This window comes from Thermosulfurimonas dismutans (genome assembly GCF_001652585.1).
GTDB lineage: Bacteria > Desulfobacterota > Thermodesulfobacteria > Thermodesulfobacteriales > Thermodesulfobacteriaceae > Thermosulfurimonas > Thermosulfurimonas dismutans.
Map to the genome: position 1 here is coordinate 179,167 of NZ_LWLG01000002.1, position 26,092 is coordinate 205,258.

The 26,092-nt window shown below is 49.9% G+C and carries 22 protein-coding genes and 1 pseudogene; 4 read left to right on the top strand and 19 right to left on the bottom strand.

Going from position 1 to position 26,092, the window contains the following annotated elements; translation table 11 throughout:
- Positions 1-25: 25 nt before the first annotated feature.
- From TDIS_RS03020 to TDIS_RS03065, 11 genes and pseudogenes are all read right to left on the bottom strand, one after another.
- Positions 26-598: a hypothetical protein gene (locus tag TDIS_RS03020; protein ID WP_153303739.1), complete on the bottom strand. Its 573-nt coding sequence runs from the start codon at positions 596-598 to the stop codon at positions 26-28.
- Between the two features lie 52 nt (positions 599-650).
- Positions 651-2,285, bottom strand: a complete 1,635-nt coding sequence (locus TDIS_RS03025) for a multiheme c-type cytochrome (protein WP_068669165.1) — start codon at positions 2,283-2,285, stop codon at positions 651-653.
- A gap of 15 nt (positions 2,286-2,300) precedes the next feature.
- Positions 2,301-3,476 carry an NrfD/PsrC family molybdoenzyme membrane anchor subunit gene (gene nrfD / locus TDIS_RS03030; RefSeq protein WP_068669167.1) on the bottom strand — a complete coding sequence of 392 codons (1,176 nt, stop codon included), beginning with the start codon at positions 3,474-3,476 and terminating at the stop codon, positions 2,301-2,303.
- On the bottom strand, positions 3,476-4,243 hold the full coding sequence (locus TDIS_RS03035) for a 4Fe-4S dicluster domain-containing protein (protein ID WP_068669169.1): 768 nt from the start codon (positions 4,241-4,243) through the stop codon (positions 3,476-3,478). The genes nrfD and TDIS_RS03035 overlap by 1 nt, the downstream gene beginning before the upstream one ends.
- Positions 4,236-4,817 carry a hypothetical protein gene (locus TDIS_RS03040; protein WP_068669171.1) on the bottom strand — a complete coding sequence of 194 codons (582 nt, stop codon included), beginning with the start codon at positions 4,815-4,817 and terminating at the stop codon, positions 4,236-4,238. The genes TDIS_RS03035 and TDIS_RS03040 overlap by 8 nt, the downstream gene beginning before the upstream one ends.
- A 103-nt stretch (positions 4,818-4,920) precedes the next feature.
- Complete coding sequence (locus TDIS_RS03045) at positions 4,921-5,616, bottom strand: anaerobic ribonucleoside-triphosphate reductase activating protein (protein WP_068669173.1); 696 nt, start codon at positions 5,614-5,616, stop codon at positions 4,921-4,923.
- Positions 5,617-5,757, bottom strand: a pseudogene (gene nrdD / locus TDIS_RS10990) (anaerobic ribonucleoside-triphosphate reductase); the annotation flags it as partial.
- 28 nt (positions 5,758-5,785) lie between these two features.
- A complete protein-coding gene (locus tag TDIS_RS03050; RefSeq protein WP_084270926.1) occupies positions 5,786-7,921 on the bottom strand; it encodes a ribonucleoside triphosphate reductase in 2,136 nt (711 codons plus the stop codon).
- 185 nt (positions 7,922-8,106) lie between these two features.
- Entirely contained in the window at positions 8,107-8,931 is an 825-nt protein-coding gene (locus TDIS_RS03055) for a 4Fe-4S dicluster domain-containing protein (protein WP_068669175.1), read from the bottom strand.
- A gap of 12 nt (positions 8,932-8,943) precedes the next feature.
- On the bottom strand, positions 8,944-11,250 hold the full coding sequence (locus TDIS_RS03060) for a molybdopterin-containing oxidoreductase family protein (RefSeq protein ID WP_068669177.1): 2,307 nt from the start codon (positions 11,248-11,250) through the stop codon (positions 8,944-8,946).
- A complete protein-coding gene (locus TDIS_RS03065; protein ID WP_084270927.1) occupies positions 11,228-11,785 on the bottom strand; it encodes a TorD/DmsD family molecular chaperone in 558 nt (185 codons plus the stop codon). Before TDIS_RS03065 ends, TDIS_RS03060 begins: the two co-directional genes overlap by 23 nt.
- Positions 11,786-12,036: 251 nt before the next feature.
- On the opposite strand from TDIS_RS03065, the gene TDIS_RS03070 reads away from it, so the two are divergent.
- Genes TDIS_RS03070 through TDIS_RS03080 form a run of 3 tightly spaced genes read left to right on the top strand, consistent with a single transcriptional unit; the run spans position 12,037 to position 14,766 of the window.
- Positions 12,037-12,804, top strand: a complete 768-nt coding sequence (locus TDIS_RS03070) for an ABC transporter ATP-binding protein (protein ID WP_068669181.1) — start codon at positions 12,037-12,039, stop codon at positions 12,802-12,804.
- Positions 12,797-13,531, top strand: coding sequence for an ABC transporter ATP-binding protein (locus TDIS_RS03075; RefSeq protein WP_068669182.1), 735 nt, complete (start codon positions 12,797-12,799; stop codon positions 13,529-13,531). The genes TDIS_RS03070 and TDIS_RS03075 overlap by 8 nt, the downstream gene beginning before the upstream one ends.
- A gap of 11 nt (positions 13,532-13,542) precedes the next feature.
- Positions 13,543-14,766, top strand: a complete 1,224-nt coding sequence (locus TDIS_RS03080; protein WP_068669184.1) for a phenylacetate--CoA ligase family protein — start codon at positions 13,543-13,545, stop codon at positions 14,764-14,766.
- Here the strand turns inward: TDIS_RS03080 and TDIS_RS03085 are convergent, their stop codons facing one another.
- Positions 14,767-16,113 (bottom strand): M23 family metallopeptidase, encoded by a 1,347-nt coding sequence (locus TDIS_RS03085; protein WP_068669186.1) that lies wholly within the window; start codon positions 16,111-16,113, stop codon positions 14,767-14,769. It lies immediately after the preceding gene.
- Between the two features lie 52 nt (positions 16,114-16,165).
- Between TDIS_RS03085 and TDIS_RS03090 the strand changes: the two genes are divergently transcribed.
- On the top strand, positions 16,166-16,744 hold the full coding sequence (locus tag TDIS_RS03090; protein ID WP_068669188.1) for a DUF4398 domain-containing protein: 579 nt from the start codon (positions 16,166-16,168) through the stop codon (positions 16,742-16,744).
- Here TDIS_RS03090 and selB read toward each other — a convergent pair.
- The 7 genes from selB to carB form a co-directional block, all read right to left on the bottom strand.
- Positions 16,741-18,660, bottom strand: a complete 1,920-nt coding sequence (gene selB / locus TDIS_RS03095) for a selenocysteine-specific translation elongation factor (RefSeq protein WP_068669190.1) — start codon at positions 18,658-18,660, stop codon at positions 16,741-16,743. The two genes, TDIS_RS03090 and selB, sit on opposite strands and share 4 nt — an antisense overlap.
- Entirely contained in the window at positions 18,657-19,454 is a 798-nt protein-coding gene (gene murI, locus TDIS_RS03100) for a glutamate racemase (RefSeq protein ID WP_068669192.1), read from the bottom strand. The genes selB and murI overlap by 4 nt, the downstream gene beginning before the upstream one ends.
- Positions 19,451-20,005, bottom strand: a complete 555-nt coding sequence (locus tag TDIS_RS03105; protein ID WP_068669194.1) for a hypothetical protein — start codon at positions 20,003-20,005, stop codon at positions 19,451-19,453. The genes murI and TDIS_RS03105 overlap by 4 nt, the downstream gene beginning before the upstream one ends.
- Positions 20,006-20,036: 31 nt before the next feature.
- On the bottom strand, positions 20,037-20,756 hold the full coding sequence (locus TDIS_RS03110) for an adenosylcobinamide-GDP ribazoletransferase (protein WP_068669196.1): 720 nt from the start codon (positions 20,754-20,756) through the stop codon (positions 20,037-20,039).
- A 109-nt stretch (positions 20,757-20,865) separates the two neighbouring features.
- On the bottom strand, positions 20,866-21,912 hold the full coding sequence (gene cobT / locus TDIS_RS03115; protein WP_068669198.1) for a nicotinate-nucleotide--dimethylbenzimidazole phosphoribosyltransferase: 1,047 nt from the start codon (positions 21,910-21,912) through the stop codon (positions 20,866-20,868).
- The gene (gene cbiB / locus TDIS_RS03120) at positions 21,852-22,814 is read right to left on the bottom strand and encodes an adenosylcobinamide-phosphate synthase CbiB (protein WP_084270938.1); all 963 of its coding nucleotides are present in this window, start codon (positions 22,812-22,814) and stop codon (positions 21,852-21,854) included. The genes cobT and cbiB overlap by 61 nt, the downstream gene beginning before the upstream one ends.
- A gap of 9 nt (positions 22,815-22,823) precedes the next feature.
- On the bottom strand, positions 22,824-26,090 hold the full coding sequence (carB, locus tag TDIS_RS03125) for a carbamoyl-phosphate synthase large subunit (protein WP_068669202.1): 3,267 nt from the start codon (positions 26,088-26,090) through the stop codon (positions 22,824-22,826).
- Positions 26,091-26,092 lie beyond the last annotated feature (2 nt).

Below are 26,092 nucleotides of genomic sequence, written 5' to 3' on the forward strand. Positions count from 1 at the left end.
AACCTCCTTATTTTTTTAATTTTTTCTAAAGCCATGCCTGCATAATTTTGCGAATTAACAAAGGAGAATAAAAAGTGACGTAAACCTTAGCTCGGGCCTTGGGATCTTTCTGATTAGCAAACTCTACTATTTTGTGGTCGCAATACAGCTTTACTATAGCCAAAATTTTGGGCTCTTCGCCCTTTTCAACTATACGGTTGAAGGTTTCTGAGGAAATTTTTCCCTTGGGAGAAAAATACCAGAAGAGTATCTTGTCATGGGCCTCAAAAGTGGGCTCCCCCAAAAGCCCCATAAGTTCCCCCACCAACCTCTGCAACTCTTGGGGAGCGATACGTGGGAACTCATCATAAAGTGCTAAAATTCGCCGACTCTTCTCTTCTATCGCCACTACCAGAGAACCATTTTTAAATCGGAGGGTTCCCGGAAGAGCCCCTTTTAAAGGCCTAAGATCTTTCGCCCCCTCTAACTTGTCACCAAGACGAAAATCTTTATAAACAAGATTCAACTGTTGAATCTTCTCTAAGTCGGAAGCCAGCACTACCGTTCCAAAAAACAAGCACAGGATCAGAACAAGTCCCACCGCCTCAAGAACTTTCATTCCTCTACCCCGAATTAAAGCGGGGGAGGATATGCCCTCCCCCGCTTCACCTTTACTGACCCTTTCCATAGCGTTCTTTGTATTCCTCCTCTACCTGCTTCATGAGCGCTCCAAAACCCTTTATTCGCCAGCTATGCTCAGGAGTGTTCAGGATCTCATTGATGAGCTTCTGGTACTTCTCAAGTTTGCCGTGCTCCTTAGCCACCTCGAGGACCTCGGGGATGTACTCGTAGTAGAAGTGATTGGCAACTTCATAGAGCCCATGCCAGTGGGTGTAGTCCGGACCGAGCATAGCGGCTCCGTGACGGGCACGACGACCTTCATGATGCCAGATCTCAAACCAGATCCAACCCACCTTGGACATGAAGGGGGACTTGGGCACCAGACCGTCCTTGACCAGCTCGGAGAAGATGCGCTTGGCGGGCTTAGCAAACTTCTCGTTATAAGTGACCACCAGGGCATCAAACTGCTCATAGAAGTTATCCACTTGCTGCATGCTGTGACAGCTCTTACAGACCTCTTTCATCTCGGCCCGGCGCTCCTTCCAGCTGATCACCTCCTTCACCTGTTTCTTAGTCTTCACCTTCACTAGCTTGTCACCCTTGCGCACGTAGTCGTAGACCTGCACAAATTGCCCGGGAAGAGGCGGAATGTCTCCGGGAATGTCGTAAACCTTGCCGTCCGTAGTGATCACCCGGTTCAGCTTCACCGAGATCGGCGGACGTAGATTCCAAGAGATACGGTCTCCCACATTGTGGGTGTTTGGCGCGATAGAACCGTTGGATTTCACATAAGCCCCCATATGACAGGTAGAGCAGGTAGGAGCGAAGTGATAATCCTTACCCAAGACCCAGCTACCGGTCTTAAGGATGTTCATCCCCATAAGCCCCCGCTCTCTGACCGCAGAAAGATAAGCAATTCCGTGCTTGGATTCTTCATAAACCTCCTTCTGGGGATGATCCGGACCCAGGTGACACTTACCACAAGCAAAGGGCTGACGAGCCACACTCGCCCGAAAAGCGTGCTTGGAGTGACAGGCATTACATGAACCCTTAGTGCCGTCAGGATTGATCCGCCCCATACCACTGTTAGGCCAGGTGGAAGGATCAAACTGAGGCGCTCCAGTTTTATTGCGAATAATGTTTCCTTTCTCGTCTTTCAGAACCTTGACCACCGATCCGTGACACTGCCAGCAAGCATTCTGAGCATCAGCCTTGGCCGCGTAAGCCGGAAGTCCCCACTTCTTCACCGACTCCGCCGGAGCACTACAGATCACCTCTCCAAGGATATTATCCAAGGATGCCATGATCTGTCCGGCCGTAGCATGATGGGAATTCTCAAACTCTTTAAATTCTCGGGAATGACAATAAGAGCAATCCTTGGGACTAATTAGGGTCTTAATAAAGGCCCCTTCGTGGTTATAACCCAAGGGATCCCCGGCATCAGCCGCGTGACAGGTGTAACAACCCACCGGGCCTTCTTTGGCTGCCGCATGGGGAGATTCCTGCCACTGAAACACCAAAGACTTGTTCTCCTTAAGGTGACACATCATACACTTCTTGTTCAATTCTTTAACTTTAGGATTAGTGACATCCTTAGAAAACTCCGTAGTAGCCCAACCAACTCCTCCCAACCAAAAAACACTTGCTACCATTACACCTAACAATCTCAAAAACCTCCATCTCATACAGCACCTCCTCAACTATTTTTTATAGGTTTTAACCTCTTCCGTTCCAAGCCATAATGGAAAAATTTTGGAAAGAACAAACAATATAATTATAGGGGCAATAAGAATAATAATGGTAGGCAAAATACCTTCTTTCTCGAAGAACTCGGGATGATAAAACACAAAGCCTCTACCACTCTTAGACATCATTTGACCACCCACTACCACATTCCAACGCATGCAGTAAACCTGAATAAGGAGCATAATTGAAGAAATCGCAGACAGATATTGCAAGGCCTTACCTCTCACATTTGCTAAAGATAATACTCCAAGAACTACCAGAGGAATGAACGAGAAAATAAAAACTTGCATTACCCAAAAACTAACATAAAGAGGACCAAATAGCAGTTCATGCAAATGATGCCAACTTTCTTTCCTTAAATAGGCATGAACTCCGACTTCAAGAAGCTCAAAAACTACGTCGATAATAAGAAATCCCCACAAGTATTTTACCAAAGAAGAAAGACACTCTTCGTCTACAGCGCGACCTTTAACCCAGTGAACAAACAAGTATCCCAAAATGATACCCGAAATACCCGAGACACAAGCAGAAAGAAGGAAAATAATTGGCATCAGAGGCGTTGACCACCATTCTACAGCTTTAACACTCCCAAAAATAAAACCTACATAACCATGAAGAATACAGGCCATAGGAATACCAATAAGAGCCAACCAACTAGTTACTTTATGATCAAACTGTAAAGTAGCTGGAGATAGGTCTTGATTACCAAAAGTAAGCAATCGATAAAGCGTGGCTTTAAAACCCGTAGTTTGAGGCAATAACTTGGCAAAAACGCCACGATAGAGGAACAAAATCTCCAACAACAGAACCACCATATAAGCACTATAAATAAAACCAAATCCCGCCATAGCCGAGGTAGGGTGAGGAGTCAACATAATATTAAAACAGCGCTCGGGACGCCCAAGATGATTTAAAAGTGGCCAAGTACAACAAAAACCAAAAGCCAAAGCAAAGACGAGAGCAAACCGCGAAACCGGCTTCAAGGCCTTCACATGAAAGACATGATAAAGAGAGGAAACAATAAAAGCACCGGCAATAATCCCGGTAATATAGGGATAAGTAACGATCATCAAAGACCAATGAATATGATGCTCATTAGGAAAAACAAAACCTTCAACCAATCCACTCATCAAATAACCTCCTGCCTCAAATGGAGATACTTAAGCCTTGGTTTAGTGCCCATATCGGGCTTAAGAACTCCTAAAGGCTCACTACTTTTCAATATTTGGGCCACCTCCGAATTTTCATCTCTAAGATCTCCAAACTTGCGAGCCCCTGTAGGACAAGCATTCACACAAGCTGGTAGCAAACCTCGCCTCACGCGGTGATAACACCAAGTACACTTATCTGCCGTTCGCCTCTCCTTATGAATAAAGCGAACCCCGTAAGGACAAGCTTGAACACAGTAAGAACAGCCAATACATCGTTTATAATCAATCAATACAAAACCATCGTCAGTCTTAAAAGTAGCCCCCACCGGACAAACCTGAACGCAAGAAGGCTCTTCGCACATATTGCAGAGCTTAGGAACAAAAAAGGCATCTCGAATGGGCTTATCTATCTCCCGGGGCTCAGGATAACCTTTAAGAGCTCCCTTTGGAGAATCCACATAGACTTCCCCACCTTCCGCAATAAGGTATCGCTCCACCCAGGTACGGTATTGGCCGTCCGGAACTTGATATTCTCTCTTATCCGCCACACAACAGCTTCCACAGCCGATACAACGATTGATATCGACCAAAAAGACGTATTCATGGGCTTCGGGATCATACTTTTCATCTCTCAAAATACCCGGAAGCTGAAGAGGTACCTTCACCGGCATAGGAAGGACCCAGTAAAGGGATCCCGCAGCACCCTTGAGAAGATATCCCAAAAACTTACGGCGCCCTTTATTCACGAGCCCCCTCCTTCTCCTTCTCTAAGCCTGCAAAGAACTCATCGGCCTGCTTGATGTACTTAAGCGGTGCGTGCACAAGGTGACACTGATCACAAGAATGCGTCTCCTTCACGTTCTGCTTTTTCAAATGATCCGGATAAAACACGGTCTTGATAACCTCGGGATTTTTAGGACGAGCATGAATAGCCCGATTGTGACACCGCAAACACAAAGCCCGAATAGCTTCACCTCCCTTGGGATTCGGAAGATACCCAATCACTTTCCCCTCGCTATTTACATGATCAGCCCAAGGACCATGACAGAATTCGCAAGAAAGACTTCGATGTTTACTATTGACCTGGAGTTCATATTCCCAGGTATGACAACTCTCGCAGGAGGCATTCGTGAGATGACGCGGCATTCGAGCCAACTCGTCGTCGATAGCCCCCTTCCGATAGAACTTATAGAAGAGGCTGCCATGATTCCCCAAATCTTTGGGAACCAGAAAAGTTCGTACCGTAGCCGCCAAAACCACCAAAACCACCAGCCCTACAACTATCCTTTTTGCATGGGTGCGATTCGGCTTCTCAGACACCGTGCACTCCCTTCCCGCAAAATAGCTAAATCTCGTATAGCAGGCCTAAAATAGAGAAACAAGACAATAAAAATTTAAATTTGTTAAATTCATGTTAAAAAAATTAACAGCGGATAAGAATTTCTGCGGAAAGGTGTTTTCTCAAGTAATCTGCCAGAGAAGAGACGATATCAGGAGGGAGGGAAGGACGGGGAAAGTCAGGGGCAAGGGTTTCGGCCTCGGGCACAAACTTTTGTAAAGCCACGCGCTTAACCTTTTTCAAATAGGGTAACATCTCCTCTAAATCCTGCTTAGCAACCAACCCAGGAGCTAGAGTAATTCTTACTTCGGCACATCCATTGAGATCTCTGAGAAGTTCAAGAGTTTTCTCCACGGGATCAAAATCGGCCGAAAGTTCTGAATAACGGGAAGGGGCGGTCTTGAAATCCATAGCCAAATAATCGACAAGGCCTTCTGCCAGAAGAGAGGCCACCAACTCTGGGTTAGAACCATTAGTATCCAGTTTGACAGCCAGCTCGGTCTCATACTTGATTCTTTCCAAAAAGGCCTTAAGACGCCTTCCCCAGATAGTGGGTTCTCCTCCGGTAATGACTACCCCTTTAATGAACCCCTTGCGTCGCAAAAGATCAAAGAGAATTCCTTCTTCTGGAAGATCGGGAAGATTTTTTAATCTCTCCGGAAGAACCAGATCTACATTATAACAATAAGGACACCGCCAATTACAGCCCCCGAGGAAGACCACCGAGGCGATCTTCCCCGGGTAATCTACTACACTGGTTCCTCTAAACCCCTTGATCATTTAGCAACCACAAGTACGACGAGCGAATTCCTTAAAGGAATCGATTCTCACGGTCTTCCTTTCGGAAAATTCCTGCTGTTTTCCGGAATTCCAGTTCTGAACCGGCCGGAAATAGCCCACCACCCGGCTGTAGATCTCACAGGGTACTACTTTAACCTTTACTTTCTCTCTAATCATGGCTCACCTCCTTTCTCACGTTTTCTTGAAAGAGAGGACCTTCAGGCCCCTCTTGAGGTTCAACCATGCGATAGGCCTCCTCAGGGAGCACCTTCAAGGCCTCGATAAAAACCTCTACCTCTCGACCATAGCGAGCGAGATCCTCCTCTGTGTGGGGATAAGGACAAAATTCGTGTTTCCCGGGAAGATAACCGTGGACCGGACAAACTGAAAAAGTGGGCGTAATAGAGAAGTACGGAAGCCGGAAATTGTTAACCACCGCCTTTACCAATTCCTTCACCATCCCGGTATCCGGAATTTCCTCGCCTACAAAAAGATGAACCACCGTGCCTCCGGTAAAGAGGGCCTGAAGGTCATCTTGGTGAACGAGGATCTCAAAGATATCGTCGGTGTAGCCCACTGGAAGATGTACGGAATTGGTATAATAAGGCACTTTTTCAGTGCCTGCGGTCTTTATGCGCGGGAACTTCTTTTTGTCCAAGCGGGCCAGCCGATAGCTAGCTCCCTCGGCTGGAGTGGCCTCGAGGTTGTAGAGATTGCCCGTCTCCTCCTGGAACTCGGAGAGTTTATCCCGCATAAACTTTAGCACTTTGATTACCCATTCCTTAGCCTCGGGATGGTAGATAGGAAGTCCCAAGAAGTTGAGACAGGCTTCATTCATACCGATCACACCAATCGTAGAAAAGTGATTCCCCCAGTAACGGCCACTACACTCTTTTACCGCCTGGAGATAGACTCGAGAGTAAGGGTAGAGCCCTCGTTCGGTAAAGTCCTCAATAACCTTGCGCTTGATCTCAAGAGAGGTCTTAGCGAGTTCCATGAGGTCCGAAAGGCGCTCAAAGAATTCCTCCTCGCAGGTCGAGAGATAGGCAATACGAGGCATATTGATGGTTACCACCCCAATGGAACCCGTAAGAGGCGAAGCTCCAAAAAGCCCACCTCCCCGTCTCTCAAGCTCACGGTTGTCGAGCCTCAGGCGACAACACATACTACGGGCATCCTCGGGACGCATATCAGAATTCACAAAGTTGGCGAAGTAAGGAATACCGTATTTGCGGGTCATCTCCCAAAGAGGTTCGATTTCGGGGTTATCGTAGTCAAAGTCAGGAGTGATATTGTAAGTAGGAATGGGAAAAGTAAAGATGCGACCCTTGGCATCGCCTTCAAGCATGAGCTCGCAGAAGGCCCGGTTGATCATGTTCATCTCTTCCTTGAACTCGGCGTAGGTCTCCGGTATATCCCGGCCGCCCACTACCGCCGGAATGTCCTTCAAAGTCTCGGGGCACTCAAGGTCAAAAGTCAAATTGGTAAAAGGCGTCTGGAACCCTACCCTCGTGGGCACGTTGACGTTGAAGATAAATTCTTGGAGACACTGCTTAACCTCTTCGTAAGAGAGACCATCATAGCGGACAAAAGGGGCCAGCAGGGTGTCAAAATTAGAGAAAGCCTGAGCCCCTGCGGCTTCACCCTGTAGGGTATAGAAAAAATTAACCACCTGTCCCAAAGCACTCCGGAAGTGTTTGGGAGGTGCGGATTCAACCTTCCCTGGGACACCGCCGAATCCGCGTTTCAAAAGTTCGTAGAGATCCCAGCCCACACAGTACGGACCAAGAATCCCTAGGTCATGAACATGAAAGTCGCCCTCAAAATGGGCCTCGCCAACCCTGGTCGGATAGAGTTTGTTCAGCCAATACCGAGCTACCACCGAGGAGGAAATATGGAAGTTAAGCCCCTGGAGACTGTAATTCATGTTGGAATTTTCCTGAACCCGCCAGTCCTCCCGGGTAAGGTACTCCTCAATGAGGTTGACCCCGTCCACCAGAGCTTTACCCAGTTCCCGGGCCTGACGGCGTTTCTCACGATAGAGGATGTAGGCCTTGGCCACATCCGCAAAACCAAGCTCCATCAAAGTCTTTTCCACCAGATCCTGGATCTGCTCCACATGCGGAACACCGCCATGCTTGAAAAACTGGCGATAGAGTTTTACGGCCACGGCATCCGCTACTTTTTCCGCTGAGCCCTTATCCCCCTGCCCCACGGCCCGCATGGCCTTAAGTACCGCCCGGATAATACGGCGCCGATTAAAAGGCTGAAACTTACCATCTCGCTTTCTAACCAAAGGCTCCATAAATCCCCCTCTTGTAATGATATTCTTGCGGATTGCTTAGATGATTATACCTACACCATAAAGTGTGTCAAGCATAGACTATACACAATATATTGAGATGTTAGGAAGAGACCTACATAAAGACCCAAAAATAAAAAAGGGGAGGCATCCGCCCCCCCTTCCTGAAATACAATAGTAATTGCGAATTAGCCTAGAACCGGAATCTTCTTCAGGGCCAGTTTCAGGACATCGCGCCGGCTAGGAGCCTTGGCTTCCACCTCTTCCCAAGTGCGCTTACGAGGAGCAAAACGCTTGATAAGCAGTTCCAGATTCTTTTCTTTACCCATGAAGTAGACGTTGGGGCCAATTTTGACCACATCAGATTCCAAACGTCGGGCTTTTCCGCTTTTCACGAGCTTAGAGACTTCGGAGTTGGGATCTCCAAGATCTCCAAAGATACGGGCATCAGCGATACAGGTTTTTACACAGGCCGGTATCTCACCGTGTATGATCCGCTCGTAGCAGAAAGTGCACTTGTCGGCCTTGGGTTCATCCAAGGTATCGTTGAGATACCGAGCCTTATAAGGACAGGCCTCTACACAGTTTCCGCACCCGAGGCAGCGCTCCTTATCAATGAGAACCGCCCCGGTAAAAGGTTCTTTATAGGTGGCCTTGATCTCCATCTTAACGGTCTTTCCGGTCTTATAGCACTTGAACTCCCGCTCCTCGGGATCCGCCGGACACACCTCCACACATACCGGCCGGTCACAGTGGTTACACAAACCCGGAAAGAAGGTGAAGGCCAAGCCCTTGCTGGTCCGTTCAGGTCCCAGTCTTAAAACCCAATTACGGCGATAATCGCCCCCTTCTGCCGAGACCGTCTGAAGCCAGTCGTTGTAATCCTTAATAAAGGAATAACCGTCATAGTTCGGATTTACCGGAACCTGCCATTCGGCCCGGCAGGCCACGGCACAGGCATGACACCCCACACACCGATCTAGATCTATGACCATAGCCCATTGGTGCTTCATTTTCTACCTCCTTTAACCCTTCTTGATTTCAAACCGAGGAATTTCATTAGGTACCGGGCGAAGCTCCGGAATATTCAAAACCTTACCGTCTTTCACGATCCGGACAAAATTCGTCCGGTGGCTCGAGGCTCCCATAAAGGGATCCTGTACGTAGTAGGTAATCAGAAATTGATCACTAGCCCCCTTCTTGTAAGCCCGGGAAAGCTTGGGAGAAAGGCTTCCAAAACCGTGAGGGAGATAGATGCAGTCCGGCCGGATACCCGGAGTGACCTTGGCCTTGACCGGGAAGGAACGCTTACCGTCCTGGTTTTCAAGGATGATTTCGTCACCATCTTTGATGCCGATTTTGGCCGCCACTTCATCGTTTATCCAGGCGTGGTTTTCAGGCCATTCGTGGTGAAGCCACTCGTTGTTCATAGTCCGGCTAAAGGTATGCACTGGCACACGACCGTAAATGAGACGGGCATAACCCTTGGGAGGCGCCGGCGTGGGTTCGAACTTAGGCACCGGCGAAAAGTCTTCATCTGCAAAGTCTTCGATGGTCAAATGAACTTTGAAGCCCTTTTCACCAAAGATATTCTTGAAATTCTCACGATCATAGGCTCCCTTGGCCGGGAGGACCACCAGCCCCCCTTCCTCCCTGAGCTTTTCCAAAGTAAGGTTGAGGCCTTTGAGCTTTTCGTTGATGATCTCTTCTTCCGACTCCGCGTGGAAGATATCAAAACCCATACGCTTGGCCAGTTCCTTGGCTACCCAGAAAGGCGGTTTAGCCTCTCCCAGAGGTTCCACGGCCGGCTGACGCACAGTCACAAAACACTCTGGAAGACCGTCATAAGTATAAACATCATCGTAACGTTCGAGATAAACCGCATCCGGCAGAACGATATCAGACCAAAGGGCCGTTTCCGTAGGCAACATCTCTAAGGAGAACACGAAGTCCAGCTTTTTAAGGGCTTCCATCGTCTGATAGGGATTGGGGATAGTCTGAAGAATGTTTACCCCGCAGATACCCCAGGCCTTAATGGGATAGGGTTCCCCCGTAATAGTGGCCCGGATGATCTCATGGGTGGGATTCCCAGGCAAAGGCCCCGCAAAGGGATATTTTTCCTTGAGGGGCTCGTCAGACTCCTTCGGCTCCATCTCCTTCACAGAATGTACGTGTCCCAAAGAGATAGGCGTGGGGAAGTAGAGCCCTCCTGGAGTTCCGATACCACCAAAAAGGGCCGCCAAGATGGCCAAGGCCTGATGCCTATATACGTCTCCCTTACCATACCAGGTGGAGTGCCGCCCCGGATGGATGCAGACATGGGGCTTAGCCTCCGCAAGCATCTTGATGGCCGCCTCAATGTCTTCCTTCTTGAGGTCACATATCTTGGCCGCCCAATCCAGGGTATAGTCCTTAACGGCTTCCTTAAGCTCGGAAAAGCCTTCACAATATTTGTTCACAAACTCCTTATCGTAGAGCTCGTGCTTAATCACATAATTGATCCAGGCTAAAAGCAACGCGGTATCCGTTCCTGGACGGATAGGGAGCCAGATATCGGCCTTACCGGCAGCCACTGAAAACCGAGGATCAACCACCACCAGTTTGGCTCCCTTAGAAAGTCCACCAACGAAATCCATTACATGAGATACATGAACGTTCTCACCAATGTGGGAGGCCACCAGCAACATGGCCTTAGCATTGGCCATGTCGGTGTACTGCATAGTCCCAGAGGTGAGATATCCCATGGTGGAAATGTAGGCTATGGCCACCGGCCCCACACACTGGAAAAACGCGGGCTCATTGGAGTAATTTTCCGTACCAATGGCCTTGAAGATCTCCCGCAGAGGTTCCGCCGAAGCCCCATGATCAAAATAAGCAATAGCATGCGGTCCGTATTTATCTTTGACTTTCTTGAGGTTATAGGCCACCTCGTCCAAGGCTTCGTCCCAAGAGATCTTCACAAACTTACCTTCCCCTCTAGCTCCCTTTCTCTTCAAAGGATGGAGCACACGGTCAGGATCATAGAGCAACTTCACACCCGAGTTACCACGGGCACAAACCCGGGCCTTGTCGCCCCGACCATTGGTGGGACTCTTAGGGTTACCCTCAATCTTGACCACCTTGCCGTTCTTGACCTTGGCCACAATAGGACAGCGCCAGAAGCACATCTCGCAGACCGAAGTTACCTCCTTGGCCCCTAGACTTCCCGGAAGCTCCCCACCCGTATCGCAATGGGCATAAGCCTTCTTAAAAAAGCTTCCGGATCTGAGATCCATAGTGGCCAGAGCCAAAGAGGCCCCTGCCGAAAGCTTAAGAAAATCTCTTCTCTTCATGGACAACCTCCTCCCGCAGTCTATTTGTAATTACCGAAACCAGTTCCCCTAAAGCCCTGTAAAAGGGCTTGGGCTCAGCTTGTTTCAAGGCCAACAAAAACCGGGGATACCATTTCAAAAAGTGGTCTTCAAGGAAACCCCGAAGCAAGTCTTTACGATTTTCTTCCAGAAGCAAGGCCATAAAAGCCAGTTCATAGGCCACATGATCAGCAAAGTCACCATCCTCCACCGGCTCATAGCCGGCCTCGCGATAAAAGGCTAGGGCCTGATCATAACCTTCACCCTTGAGACGCCTGTCAGAAGAAAGATAAACCGAGGCATATGGAGGAGCTGGAGTACGGTAAGGAGAAGTAATGAAAAGTCGGGTATATTCGACTTTGAGTTCCTCTAAATCTTCCACCCGAAAATCTCCGTTAAGATCTAAACCAGCTTTTCGGGAAAGGGCCTGAAGATAGGAGATTAGGCTCAAAAAGCCCTCTTCTTCTGGATAGAGGAAGGCTTCCGCCAACATTCTCAGATCTTCAGGCCCAAACATAGCGGGTTCCCATTTAAACACAGATTAGTGCCAAAAGCAAATTCAAATAACATTTATAGAAACTTTCCACTCAAATTTTTAGGTTTTAAATCTTTATTTTTATCCCAAAAATTATTTTTTTCTTTCTTTTAAAAAGTTTTTAACTGAAAGGAAATCAAAATTAATAAAAAATTGGAAATTATAATTTCCATGCAATAAAGTGTAGTTCTTAGGCCTTGTAAAAGGACTCTTTTTCTGCTTTTTATACGGACATGAGTTTTATACTAGAGGTAAAAAACTTAACCAAAAGGTTCGGAGCTCTTAAGGCCGTAAATGGACTTTCTTTCCGAGTTCGACAAGGAACCATTTCAGCCCTTATTGGGCCTAATGGTTCAGGAAAATCCACCACCTTTAACCTCATCACCGGCCATCTCAAACCCGACAGCGGTACTATCTTATTCGAAGGGCATCACCTAGAAGGTCTTCCGGCGGAAGAAATCGCACGTCTCGGAATTGCTCGCACCTTCCAAACCCCTCAGATCTTCACACACCTTACGGTGCTCGAAAACGTCCTTCTTTCTGTATATCAAAGGAAACGTCCGGGGCTTCTCAGTTCCCTTTTGCGTCTCCCTAACTTCTTCAAAAAGGAAAAAGAGGCGCAAGAAGAAGCCTTTGTTTATCTGGAAAGATTTTTCTTGGCCGATGAAGCCCATCGACCGGCGGAGGGCCTTCCTCTAGGCAAACTCCGCCATCTGGAGCTGGCCCGGGCCCTGGCCTTAAAACCTAAACTTCTTCTCCTGGATGAGGCGGCCTCGGGGCTTGATCCCCGCGAAAAGATCGATCTGGCCGAGGCCCTAACTTCTCTACCACAAGAAGGGATCACCCTTTTTTGGGTGGAACATGATCTCAATCTCCTTATGGAAGTAGCCGAGGAAGTCATCGTGCTCGACCAAGGGGAAAAAATTGCCGAGGGGCCGCCGAGGGAGATTCAAAGAAATCCCCGAGTTATTCAGGTATATTTAGGAGAGGAACATGCTTGAAGTTCAGAACTTACACCTGAGCTACGGGAAACTGAAAGTCCTTTCGGGTATCTCTTTCCATGTAAAAAGAGGAGAAATTGTCTGTCTTCTAGGAAGCAACGGAGCCGGAAAAAGCAGTCTCCTTTTAACCTTGATTGGTATCAACAAACCTCAAGAGGGAAAAATCATTTTTGAGGGCGAAGACATCACCGGAGTCTCTCCTCAAAAGATAATTTGTAAGGGTCTAAGTCTGGTGCCTGAAGGACGGCAAATCTTTTACCCTTTAACTGTGGAAGAAAACCTCGAACTTGGGGCCTATCACCGTTTCAGAAAAGAAAGCAAAAAGGCCATCTATGCCGATCTTGAAAGGGTTTACGAACTTTTCCCTCGGCTAAAAGAACGACGTAAACAGAAGGCCGGGACCCTCTCCGGGGGAGAACAACAGATGCTGGCCTTAGGAAGGGCTTTTATGGCTAGGCCGCGACTCCTTCTCCTGGATGAGCCTTCTCTAGGGTTAGCCCCCAAAATCGTAGATCTCATTATGCAAACCATCGTGAGGTTGAACCAGGAAGGCCTTACGGTCTTGCTGGTGGAGCAGAATGCCCGCAAGGCCCTCTCCATAGCTCATCGAGCTTACGTGCTTGAAACTGGGCATATAACCCTCCAAGGATCGGCCGAGGAACTACTAAACGACGAAGAGGTTAAGAGGGCCTATCTCGGAAAGGATTATCGAGAGTTTACGGATTAAAGGAGGGCTGAATGTCCACGGAAAAGGTGGAATATCTTTCCAAAGAAGAATGGCAACAATGGCATACGGAGCTCTTACAGAGCACTTTAAATCGTCTTTATCACCGAGTCCCATTTTATCGGGAAAAGTTTGAAGCCTTAGGGATTCTCCCCGAGGATCTCAAAAGCCCGAAAGACCTGGCTCGTTTTCCCTTAACCACCCGAGAAGACCTCTCGGCCCATTATCCTTATGACCTCTTTGCAGTTCCTTTACGAGATATCGTGAGACTCCATTCCTTGCCCTGGCTTCCCAACCCTATCGTCAAAGGCTTCACCTTACAGGATGTAGAAAACTTGAAAAAGTTAAACATCCGTTTCCTATCGACTTGTGGACTTACCCCGGAGGATATCCTTTTCATTACTCTAGAACCCGGGATGGGGGTCTGGATAGAAGAAATAAAAGAGGCCGCCGAAATTATTGGAGCCACTGTTATTCCTCCCGAGCCCAGAAGTCCGGAGTTAAGCCTGAGGATTCTTAAAGATTTTCGGGCCACGGTATGGGTTAGCACGCCTTCTTTGGTATTGCATTTCATGAAAGTGGCTGAAGAAAAGGGCCTCCTTCCCCCAGAAAGCTTGCGATTGATCATTTTGGTAGGCGAAGGCCTCAAGACCTCGGATAGGGCCCGAATTGAAGAGTTCTTTGGGGCCGAAACTCGTCTGGGCTATGGCATTGCGGAAGTCTTTGGACCTGGCATGGCCTACGAATGCGAGGCCCAAAACGGTCTTCACCTGGCTACGGATTACCTTTATCCTGAAGTCCTTGATCCCGAAACCGGAGAACCGGCAGAAGAAGGTGAATTGTTATTAACTACCCTTAAGGTCAGAGCTAATCCCCTCCTGAGATTTCGGACCGGAGACAAAGTGCGCCTAACCTGGGAGCCCTGTAGCTGTCGTAGAACGACTCCGCGACTACTCGCCATAGAAGCTCAGGGGCAGGATCGACTATCCTATCGGGGAGTAAAAATCCATCTTCGGGTACTTGAGGGCCTAATGCTCAAAGTGTTCGGCTTAAAACCGCAGTATCGCCTGAAACTTACCGGTAAGGACCCAGCCACCGAACTCAGGCTCGAGATCGTAATGGAAGAAAAACTCTTTTTGCCCAGCATAGTCGAGCTCCATGAAGAAGCCCATCGTTTTGAAAGGGCCTTCTTTGAATTCTTTGGCATTCCTTGTCGGGTAAAATGGGTGGAAAGTTAATCAAAGATAGGGTTTTAAAGGCTCAAGAATCCTAACCTTTACCCAGTGGGGATCGAGCCACTCAATAGGATTCACGAAAACTCCCTGAACGATGACTGAAAAATGCAAATGATCCCCTCCGGCGAGGCCGGTAGTGTCGGTGTGACCAATAATCTGACCGCGTTTCACATCCGCTCCCGGAGAAATCTCTAGCCCGGCTAAATGAGCATAAAGCGTATAAAGCCCTAGACCATGATCAATGATGACGGTGTTCCCGTAAATTCCAAGATAGTCGGCGAAAACAACTCGCCCATCGGCAGCCGCCGGAACCGGACTTCTAGCCACCGAGGCCAGATCTAACCCCAGATGCCAGGCCGAAGAGACTTTGCGGCCTTTATAGTAGTAGGTACGAAACTCCCCAAAATCGGACCTCTTGGCCGAATGGGGAAGAGGAAGCATGGCCCCTTTAAGGGTGAAAGTATTTTCAGAAGCCCGGGAAGTAATCTTGGCGATCATTTGATTGTTTTCCGACCGGAGGGTCTGGTTTACCCAGATAAAGGTCTCTATAAGAGAAGCTTTCTGAGCTTCAGGATATCTGGAAATAAATTCCGGCATCTTACGAGAGAGAAAACCATCGCTTATCCGCATCTTGAAGGAAGTGTAACGTCTCTTTTGGAGATAATAATTGACCGGTATCTCCAAGGCGTTGCCAGCCTTATCTTCCGCATAAATAACAAAACGGCGGACATTTTTATCTTCAACGGGCAAAGCCACCAAACCGGCATAAACGCCATTCTTTAAGGGATATCCCATGAAAAAGTGGTCGTTCACAAAAATGCCGCTTTTGCTAGGTTGTTCATTTAATTTGTAAAGTACAAGAGCCGAGCCTCCGCGGGCAATATAGATCGTCCCACTAAGCAACGTGATCCTGGGAGGGGTGAGATCGAGTTTTATCTTGAGCCTCTTTTCCGTAAGGTTACCCTTTAAACCTTCACGCCAAGAGGCGTCTCTAACCTTCACCAGGAGATAGGCCTCCCCTTCCCTGAGACCGAGTTTGAGGGGCTCAACCTCAAAGGGCCAGCTCTTCTCTTTGACTTTGGAACCCTTGAGGAAAGTCACCGAAAAACTTTCCTTTTTCAGGAGAACCTGACTTTCTCCCTGGATCAAAGCTACCTCGATCTCCCTGAGACCCGAACGAACGTCTTTGGCATAAACCGTAAAAGACAACTTCCGGCCCGCCGTTTCAGGGAGCCCGGAAACTTGGACCTCAGGAGAGTGAGCTTCAAACTTGACCAGAAAGAGGAAAGAACCCCCGGCTACAAGCATTAAGACCGTCAGAAGAATCAAAGCTTTAAACACGATTCTCATATGGTTGCCTTCCGCCTACCCATTTTAGGATTTTTAAACTATAACAATAAACATGAAAAAGGAAAGTCGCACATTCTATCTCCTTCTAATTTTGATAGGACTTTCCAGTTTAGCCTTCAAGTTTCCAGATTTCAAAGCCCCGGAGATGCCCCCTTATGTCAAATACCGACTTTCAAAACTTCCTCTCATTGGGCGTTTTGTAGAACCTCCCCCTCCACCGGAAAAGGAATACCTTGAAACCAAACAACTGATGGAAGAGCTTAGTCGAGCCCGAGCCGATCGTTACGCCCCTGAGCTTTACAGTCAGATCCAAAAAAAATGGAAAAGGGCCGAGGAATATTACCACACTGGACATTACGACTGGGCCGAGATCTATTTTGATAAAATCCGCAAACTCTCTCAGGAAGCCTTAAGCAAGGCTCGAACCATCCGTGAAAAAAAGAAAAAAGCCGCCCTGGCAGTCCTTAAAAAAATGCGGTCTTCCTATGAAAGCCACAAGAAAAAGCTACCCTTTGAGAAGAGGCTGAAGATAGAACTCGTTCTCTGGCGTCTTGAGACCCTGATCGAACTCGAAGAATTCGATCTGTTCGCGACCGAAGCCCAGGAAGCCCAAAAAAACTACCATCTTTAACGACGCACGCCTTTTCTCAACACCCGTTTGTCTCCTATGCGGATAGTAACCTTTTCCCTATCAAGGTACTCTAGAAGAGGTATAAGATATTTACGGGAAGCTCCACCAGTGAGCTTCCGGAAATCTCCCACGGAAAGTTCTTGATGGCGCTCAAGAAAATCTATCACCAGCTTTTTGGCTTCTTCGAGAACGCGGCGGTGGAAATAAAGCTTTTCGGCAAGCCTTACCAAGACTCCTTCCTGGACCAGGAGTTCGAACATATCCAAGGCCAGTTTCGGCTTGGCCCGGAAACGTGAAAGGGCTTCATCCGGATCAGGAGGGGTGAAGCGAGCCTTGAGAAATATCCTCTCAATATCGCCTTTTAAGGCCTCCGCCTCTTCCGGAAGGACCGGTTGATGGCTAGCCAGTCTTAAATATTCCCTTTCCGCAACTAGTTTCCCCTCGGAAATCAATGCTTCTAAGGCCCGCTCAAAAGTCCTTTGGTGAGCCCGGGTCGAGACCCTCGCCCTAAGTTCTTCCTTGGCCAATCCGGGCTTCAGGGGAAACTTCTCATGAAACTTACGCAGAGCTTCTTGAATCTCGGCCTTAAAATCCTCAAAGACTGCTCTGGAGAGAATAAGCTCCTCATCTTCTTCCGGTATCCGAACCACCTCATCGGACATCTCTTTAAGGAGTTCTTCCCAGGCTTTACCGAAAAGTGATACTCGCAGTTTCAAATCCGAGGCCTTGAGCCCGGCCTCTCCGGCCTTCTCTAAGTGATACCGTAAGATTTCTTTAGGGTCTTCTTCAAGAAGACGAAGCAGTTCCTCTCGTTCCCAAGGTTTGGTGCGTTTTCGCCGGTGGGCTACGGGATTTAGAACCCGGCCGCCACCAAGGGTGACCAAGGGACTCCCTCCTCGGATCACAAAGCGATCTCCCCTCAAGCAGACCACAGGCTCAGAAAGCCTTATCTGAGCAATATCTTTCTCGCCGACTTCTAACCGGTCTTTTCCGAAGAGGACGATCTCTCCAATGACCTCCGAAGTTCCGATATGGAAGTGTACCTTTTCAAGATTCTTGAGCGCACGGGGAGCACTTTTGAGATAAATGAGTTCTAGATCAAGAATCCGGGAAGGTTTCAAAACTCCCTGTTCGGCCACTACATCTCCGCGGGAGAGGGCTTCCCTTTCAAGTCCCTGAAGATTTAGGGCAGTACGCATACCTGCCAGGGCTTCCTCCCGATCTTCCCCGTGAACCTGAATGCGCCTTACTCGGGTGGAAAGCCCCTGGGGATAAACCAGGACTTCATCCCCAACCTTGACCTTGCCAGAAAGGGTGGTTCCGGTGACTACGGTTCCAAAGCCTTTAACAATGAACACCCTATCCACAGGCAATCTAAAAGGACCTTCGGTCGACCGGTCCGGAATCTTAGAGACCAGCTCGTCCAAAGTCTTAAGAAGCTCTGAAAGGCCCTCCCCACTTACCGCCGAGACCGCTACTAAGGGAGCATCTTCAAGAAAAGTTCCACGTAAGGCTTCCCGCACGTCCTCTTTAACCAGCTCCAACCACTCCTCGTCCACCAGATCCCTTTTGGTTAGAACCACCAGACCAGTTTTCACGCCCAAGAGTTCGCAGATCTCGAGATGTTCACGGGTCTGGGGCATAACCCCCTCGTCGGCGGCAATTACCAGGGCTACTAAATCTACCCCTGCGGCTCCGGCTACCATGTTCCTCACGAACCTTTCGTGTCCAGGCACATCTACAATGCCAACCCGGTTGCCAGAAGGAAGATCAAGATGAGCAAAACCGAGCTCAATGGTGATACCGCGTTCCTTTTCCTCCTTTAGGCGATCGGTATCTATGCCCGTTAGGGCTTTGACTAACGTAGTTTTTCCGTGATCAATGTGTCCAGCAGTTCCCAGAATAACTCGCTTCATGATGGGGCATCCTCGGCTTTGACTAAATTCACCTTCCGGCCAAGAAATATACGGGCTATACGGCTGAAAGCCGGAGTTAGATCGGATACCAAAATAAGAGGTTCGCCGTCTTTTTCAAGCTCTCGGGAAAGTTCGGGATAGTTATCAAGATAAACCTTTACTTCTTCGGCCAACTCCTCGGCAGGATCCACTAGGGTTACCCGCTTCCCGGCCTTAGCTTGGATAACCTTCTTTAGGACCGGATAATGGGTGCATCCCAAGATCAGGGTATCCATGCCCCGCATCTTCAAGGGCAAAAGACATTTCTTTACAATCATGCGAGTTTCCGGCTTCTTTAACCAACCCTCTTCAACCAGGGGAACCAAAAGGGGACAGGCATTTCCGTAAACCTTAACTTCTGGATCCCTATCTTTAATGAGCCTTTGGTATATTCCGCTTCCGATAGTGGCCCGGGTCCCGATCACGCCGATGACCTTTTTACGGGTAACCCTAAGGGCCTTGCTTACCGAAGGGGTGACCACTTCGAAGATAGGGATATCAGGAAACCGCTCCTTTAAGGCCTCGGTAGCCACAGAGGAAGCCGAATGGCAAGCCACTACGATAACTCGAGCCCCTCGTTTCAAGAGATATTCGGTGTCCTCAATGGCATAGCGAATGATGGTTTCCGGACTTTTAGTGCCATAAGGAGTACGGGCCGTATCTCCGAAGTAGACCATACGATAGCCAGGAAGCCGCCTTACTAGCTCCCTTAAAACCGTAAGTCCACCTATGCCGGAATCGAAGACCCCAATCAAAGGGAAACCCTTACCTCACCGCGGGTAAGTTGAAGGAGCCGCAACCTCATTTGACATTCCGGGCACAAATGAGAACTCTTCACATCTATCTCCATAAGAGACGAGGGCTGATACATCACACAATGGACATTTTTACAGGGGGGAAGCCCCAAGAGATGTCCCAAGGCCCGAATGGCTTCCTTTCTCAGTCTTTCCGTGAACAAAGTTTCGGGATCAGGACCGAAAAGGAATTCCCGCATACTTTGGGCTGAAAGCAAGGCCGTACGAGAAGAAAGATTGATCTCGGAAAAGACTTGGATTCTTCTCGGAGAATAAAGTTCCTCCCCGCAGACTCCAAGCACAAAATCCACTTCTCTAGACAGCGATCGCAAAAACTCAGCTAGATAGGGCCCGAAAAATTTTTTAAGTCGAGGATGGAAAGCCGCCGGAGGAGGAGGCACGGGATTAGTAAGTTCTACCTGGGCCTTCCAGAAATCGGAAAGTTCTTGAAGAAACCTCTCAAGCCAAGGCCCAAAAACCCGTCCTATGGGTACCACCAGAATACGACGCATGAAATTTCTCTCCAAAACCAATTCTCAAATATTATACCAGAAGGATGAGGAAAAGAAGTTCTGAAACCTCACACAAAGCCCCCAGGAGATCACCGGTAAGCCCTCCGAACTTGTGTCTGAAATAAGAGACCATCATTAAAAGTCCCGCCGAAACCAATACTACCTTCAGGGCATAAAACCAAAAAAGGAAGAAAAAGAGAACTACAAAAGCCGGCATAGCTCTGTTTTTGGCCTGGTGTGAAAGGAAGATCTGACCCAGGCCTTCGGATTTAGCCGGTCTTCCGAAAACCATTCCAGCCAGAAGCCCCAATCGCCCGAAAAGGGGTTTAAAAAAGAGCACCTCGGACATACCATAGGCAATGATCTTCTTCAACAAAAGGTATTCCCCCAAAAGGAAGAAGAATCCAAAAAGAAAACCTAGGGCCCCAATTTCCGGGGTTTTCAAGATTTCAAGACGTCTTTTACGGTCAGCTCCGGCAGAGAGCGCGTCTAAGGTATCCATCAGGCCATCGAAATGAAAATAATTGGCCAGAAAATACTGAGCAAAGAGGAGAACTAGGGCCCTCATTTCCGGCGAAAGATGAGGCCTAGTCCAGTTTTCCAAAATATAGAGAATACCCCCAAGGAAGGCCCCCACCAGGGGAAGATAAGTGAGGGAGGCTTCTGGACGAAAAACTCCTTCCTTTACCGGAAATCGGGTAAAAAAAGCGAACGCTGTCTTTAAGGCCGCAAATTCTTCTTTCAATTTCATTGGGGGCTTCGCCCCCAAACCTTCAGCAGTTTCTTCACTTCTACTTCCTCTCCCTGCCGCCGGCTACTCTTTCGGCTCCAACGCCAGAGTTGAACAGATTTTGTCTCGTTCAACTCTGCTCAAATTCCTTACCGCGAGCCACCCCCGCTCCATCGAAGGTGGCCATTTCCCGATAGATCCTCAAGGCCGTTTCAATAATCATACTAGCCAGAGCCGCTCCGGTGCCCTCTCCAAGACGCATTTCAAGATCTACAATGGGTCGAAGCTTGAGCTTTTCGAGGATCACGCGGGCCCCATTTTCCGCCGAGACGTGGCCGCAAAAGATATAGTTTTCAAGCCCCGGAGCTAGAGCCCTAGCCGTAAGAAAACCGGCCAGGGAAATGAAACCGTCCACGACTACCGGAACCCTATGCCTAGCTCCCCCGAGGAAGAGCCCTGTAATGGCTCCGATCTCAGCCCCTCCAAAGGCCGCCAAGGCTTCCACAGGGTCCTTGGGCTGGTGAAGAGTAAGAGCCTGCCTCACCACCTCGATCTTGTGTGCCAGACCCTCGTCATCCACCCCAGTACCCCGTCCGACGATCTTTTCCGGGGCCTCCCTCAGGAAATGACAGATGAGACAGGCCGAAGGCGTAGTGTTTCCGATCCCCATATCCCCAGGAATAAGAAGTTTTACCCCTTCTTTGGCAGCTTCCTCGGCCAGCTCCATCCCCACCCGGATGGCCTTTTCGGCTTCCTCACGGCTCATAGCGGGTTCTTTAGCCAAATTCCTGGTCCCATAACAGATCTTACGTCGAATAAGACCTTCCGCCTCCACCTCACCAGCCACGCCCACATCCACCACGAAGACCTCGGCCCCGGCCTGCCGAGCAATAACATTGATACCGGCCCCTCCGGAAAGGAAATTATAGATCATCTGTCGGGTAACTTCCTGGGGATAGGTACTCACGCCCTCTTCCACTACACCATGGTCACCGGCAAAGACGTAAACCCTCTTTTTCAAGGGCAAATCGGGCTCGTGATCCTCGGTAATAAGGACGTAGCGTCTTGCGATTTCTTCAAGATACCCCAAGCTTCCCTTGGGTTTGGTAAGATTGTCTAGATGCCGAGACGCCCTTTCATAATGGCTCCAATCAAGCTCCGGCAACCGGATTTCCATAACCAGACCTCCGCAACCAAAAAGATTAAAAGCGCAATAACGGCCGAAAGCTTAATTAACTTCGTGGCTAACTTTATGTCCCCTTTTTCGATCTCACGCAAGGGGGTTCCTAGATAGGGGCGGGATTCAATCCTACCATGATAAGGGGTTGGGCCTCCCAGAGCCACTCCCAAGGCTCCAGCCAGCGCGGCCTCCGGCCAGCCGGCGTTTGGAGAGGCGTGTTTGTGGGCCTCGGTCAAAGCGGTTTTTAAAGCCCGTCTTCCAGAAAGTCTGCAAAAGGGAGCGGCCAAAGCGATAAAAAAAGCCGCAAGCCTTGCCGGAAGGAAATTCAAAAGATCGTCGGTTCGGGCTGGAAAGAATCCAAAACGCCGAAAGGGCTCGTGGCGGTATCCGAACATGGAATCCAGGGTCTCGGCCACCTTGTAAAAAGCCACTCCCGGAAGGCCGGCCACCACGTACCAGAAAAGCGGTCCGCAGAAGGCATCGTTAAAGTTCTCGGAAAGGGTCTCGAGGAGACCGCGGACTAGACCTTTCTCGTCAAGCCTTTCCGTATCCCTTGAAACCAGATAGGAAAGCCGTTTCCTAGCCGAACGGAGATCCCCTTCTCTCAAGGGTTTGTAAACCGCAAGCACTTCTCGAAGAAGGCTCCTCAGGGCCACAAAGTAAAAGAGCCAGACCACCTCAAGGACAGGAAACAACCAAGTTGAGCCGATAACCAGGGTCTCGAAAAGGACCGCCGTGAGGGCTAGGGTTAAAAAACCTCCGGTTAGGCCGAAACGGCCGAATAGGCCGTAGCACCATTCACCGAGTTTCCCTATGAGCCTTACCGGATGTCCAAAAGCGGGATCGCCTATCAGGGCATCGAGCCCCAGGGCCGCCAGAAGCACCAAAGGGGGAGGCAAAACCTTCACTCACAAAAGACCCCGCTTGAGATAATAGCTCTCTGGGATCTCCCGATAGTAGTCCTGAAGGGGCCTTACCCGGAAATCGGCCTCATGAAGACGGCTTATGGCGCAGGCCATGGCCCTGGCCCCGGAGATAGTAGTGGCGTACGGGATGTCGAGTTCCATAGCAAAACGCCGAATGAGATAGGCGTCCTCCCGACTGACCTTACCTTCGGCGGTGTTTATGACCAGGTGAATTTCCCCATTTTTGAGAAGGTCCACGGCGTTAGGTCTTAATCCCTCCGATATTTTGGGAACCACCCTAGCCGAAAGACCACAGTTTTTGAGGTACTCGGCCGTACCCCGAGTGGCCAAAATCTCGAAACCGCACTCCAAGAGCGTCTTCGCCACTGGCACCACCTTGTCCTTGTCTCTGTCTCGCACGGAAATAAAGACCCGTCCCGAGGTAGGAAGTCGCATCCCGGCCGCAAACTGAGCCTTGGCATAGGCCAAGGGCAAATCCTGATCTATACCCATAACCTCGCCAGTGGACTTCATTTCCGGGCCCAGCATCACGTCCACCCCCGGAAAGCGCCTAAAGGGAAACACCGCTTCCTTAACCGATATATGTTTCGGTTCAATCTCCTTGGTAAATCCCAAACTCTTCAGGCTTTCCCCGAGCATCACCCAGGTGGCCAGTCTCGCAAGCGGCACGCCAATGGCCTTGGAGACGAAAGGCACGGTTCGTGAGGCCCGGGGGTTGACCTCAAGCACATAAAGTTCTCCATCCTTGATAGCGTACTGCACGTTCATGAGCCCTATAACATTGAGCTCACGAGCCAGGGCCCGGGTGGCCTCCTTGATTTCTTCTACCAAGGGCCGAGGAATGCTCACCGCCGGTAGCACACAGGCCGAATCTCCGGAATGGACACCCGCTTCTTCAATATGTTCCATCACTCCACCGATGACCGTTATTTCACCGTCCGAAATGGCGTCCACATCCACTTCCGTAGCATCTTCCAAGAACTTATCAATAAGGACGGGATGCTCGGGATTGATCTGGGCGGCCGTGGCCATAAACCGCACCAATTCCTCTTCGGAGTAAACGATCTGCATGGCCCGTCCACCGAGCACGTAAGAGGGCCGTACTAGAACCGGATAGCCTATCTCGGAAGCCACCTCCAGGGCCTCCTCCACGGTAAAGGCCGTCCCTGCAGGAGGTTTCTTGAGCCCGAGCTTGTCTAGGAGCTCCACAAACCTTTCTCGATCCTCAGCCCGGTCGATACTCTCGGGAGAGGTACCGAGGATCCTCACACCAGCCTTGGCCAACGGCACCGCAAGATTGAGCGGGGTCTGCCCCCCAAACTGGACGATCACACCTTCAGGAGCCTCTTCCTCGTAAATGTTCAGCACGTCTTCCAAAGTCAGGGGCTCGAAGTAAAGACGATCCGAGGTGTCGTAGTCCGTGGAGACGGTCTCGGGGTTGGAGTTCACCATAATGGACTCTATACCCCGTTCGCGCAGGGCAAAGGAGGCGTGTACGCAACAGTAGTCAAACTCTATGCCCTGACCGATACGGTTCGGGCCACCTCCGAGAATCATAACCTTGCGGTTGCGTGAGACCCGAGCTTCGTCCTCTACTTCGTAAGTGGAATAGTAATAGGGAGTATAGGCCTCGAATTCGGCGGCACAGGTATCGACCAACTTGTAGACCGCCCGGAGGCCGAGTTCCTTACGACGCCGGCGGACATCTTCTTCTGAGGAACCGGTGAGAAAGGCGATCTGGCGGTCAGAAAAACCCGCCTGTTTGAGCTCCAGCAAGTCCTCTTTAGAAAGTTCCTCGAGCCTTCGCCCCCGAACTCCGTCTTCAATCTTAAGCAGATCCGCCAGCTGATAGAGAAACCAGCGGTCGATTTTGGTAAGCTCATAGACCTCGTCCACGGAAAATCCAGCCCGCAGAGCCTCCCGCAGGAAAAAGATCCGCTGACTGTTCGGCCGGGCCAGTTTCTCCACGATGAGTTCCCTGGGAAGCACCTCCCCCCGGTCCGAAGGGCTTTTGCCATCGGCCCCGAAGCCGAAGCGTCCAATTTCAAGGCCTCGCAGGGCCTTCTGCAAGGCCTCCTTGAAGGTGCGTCCGATCGCCATGGTCTCGCCCACCGAGCGCATGGAAGTGGTGATCTCGTCCTTGGTCTCCGGAAACTTTTCAAAGGTAAAACGCGGACATTTCACCACCACGTAGTCAATGGTAGGCTCGAAGGCGGCCTTGGTCTCCCTGGTGATATCGTTCGGAAGCTCATCCAAGGTATAACCTACAGCCAACTTGGCCGCCATCTTGGCAATGGGAAACCCGGTGGCCTTGGAAGCCAAAGCCGAAGAGCGAGATACCCGGGGATTCATCTCTATGACCACCATCTCTCCGGTTTCGGGGTGGATAGCGAACTGGATGTTTGAGCCCCCGGTCTCCACCCCGATCTCACGTATGACAGCGATGGCTGCATCTCGCATCCGCTGGTATTCCCGGTCGGTAAGGGTCTGGGCCGGGGCCACGGTAATGGAATCCCCGGTATGGACACCCATAGGATCGAAGTTCTCGATAGAACAAATGATAACTACGCTATCCTTGGCGTCCCGCATGACCTCAAGCTCAAACTCCTTCCAGCCCAGGACCGACTCCTCAAGCATCACCTGGTGGATGAGGGATAGCTCAAGACCCTGTTCCACGATCTCGCGAAGTTCCTCTATGTTGTAAGCCACTCCTCCGCCGGTCCCACCTAGGGTAAAACTGGGACGTACGATGATGGGGAAACCGATGCGCCTAGCCGCGGCCTCGGCCTCGGAAAGGTTCCTTACGATTTCGCTGTTTGGAACCCTGAGGCCGATATTCCGCATGGCCTCGCGGAAAAGTTCCCGATCCTCCGCCTTGGCGATGACCTCGGCCTTGGCCCCGAGCAACTCCACCCCATAGCGCTCAAGCACTCCCCGGCGGGCAAGTTCGAAGGCCAGATTCAGACCTGTTTGCCCTCCAAGGGTGGGAAGCAAGGCATCCGGACGCTCTTCCTTGATTATCTCGGTAAGTATCTCCGGCGTTAGAGGTTCGATATAGGTCCGGTGAGCCATTTCGGGGTCGGTCATGATGGTGGCGGGGTTGGAGTTCACTAGGATGACCTCGTAGCCTTCCTCCTTCAGGGCCTTAACGGCCTGAGTTCCCGAATAGTCAAACTCACAGGCCTGCCCTATCACGATGGGACCGGAACCGATAATAAGGATCTTTTTGATATCCGTTCTCTTAGGCATAG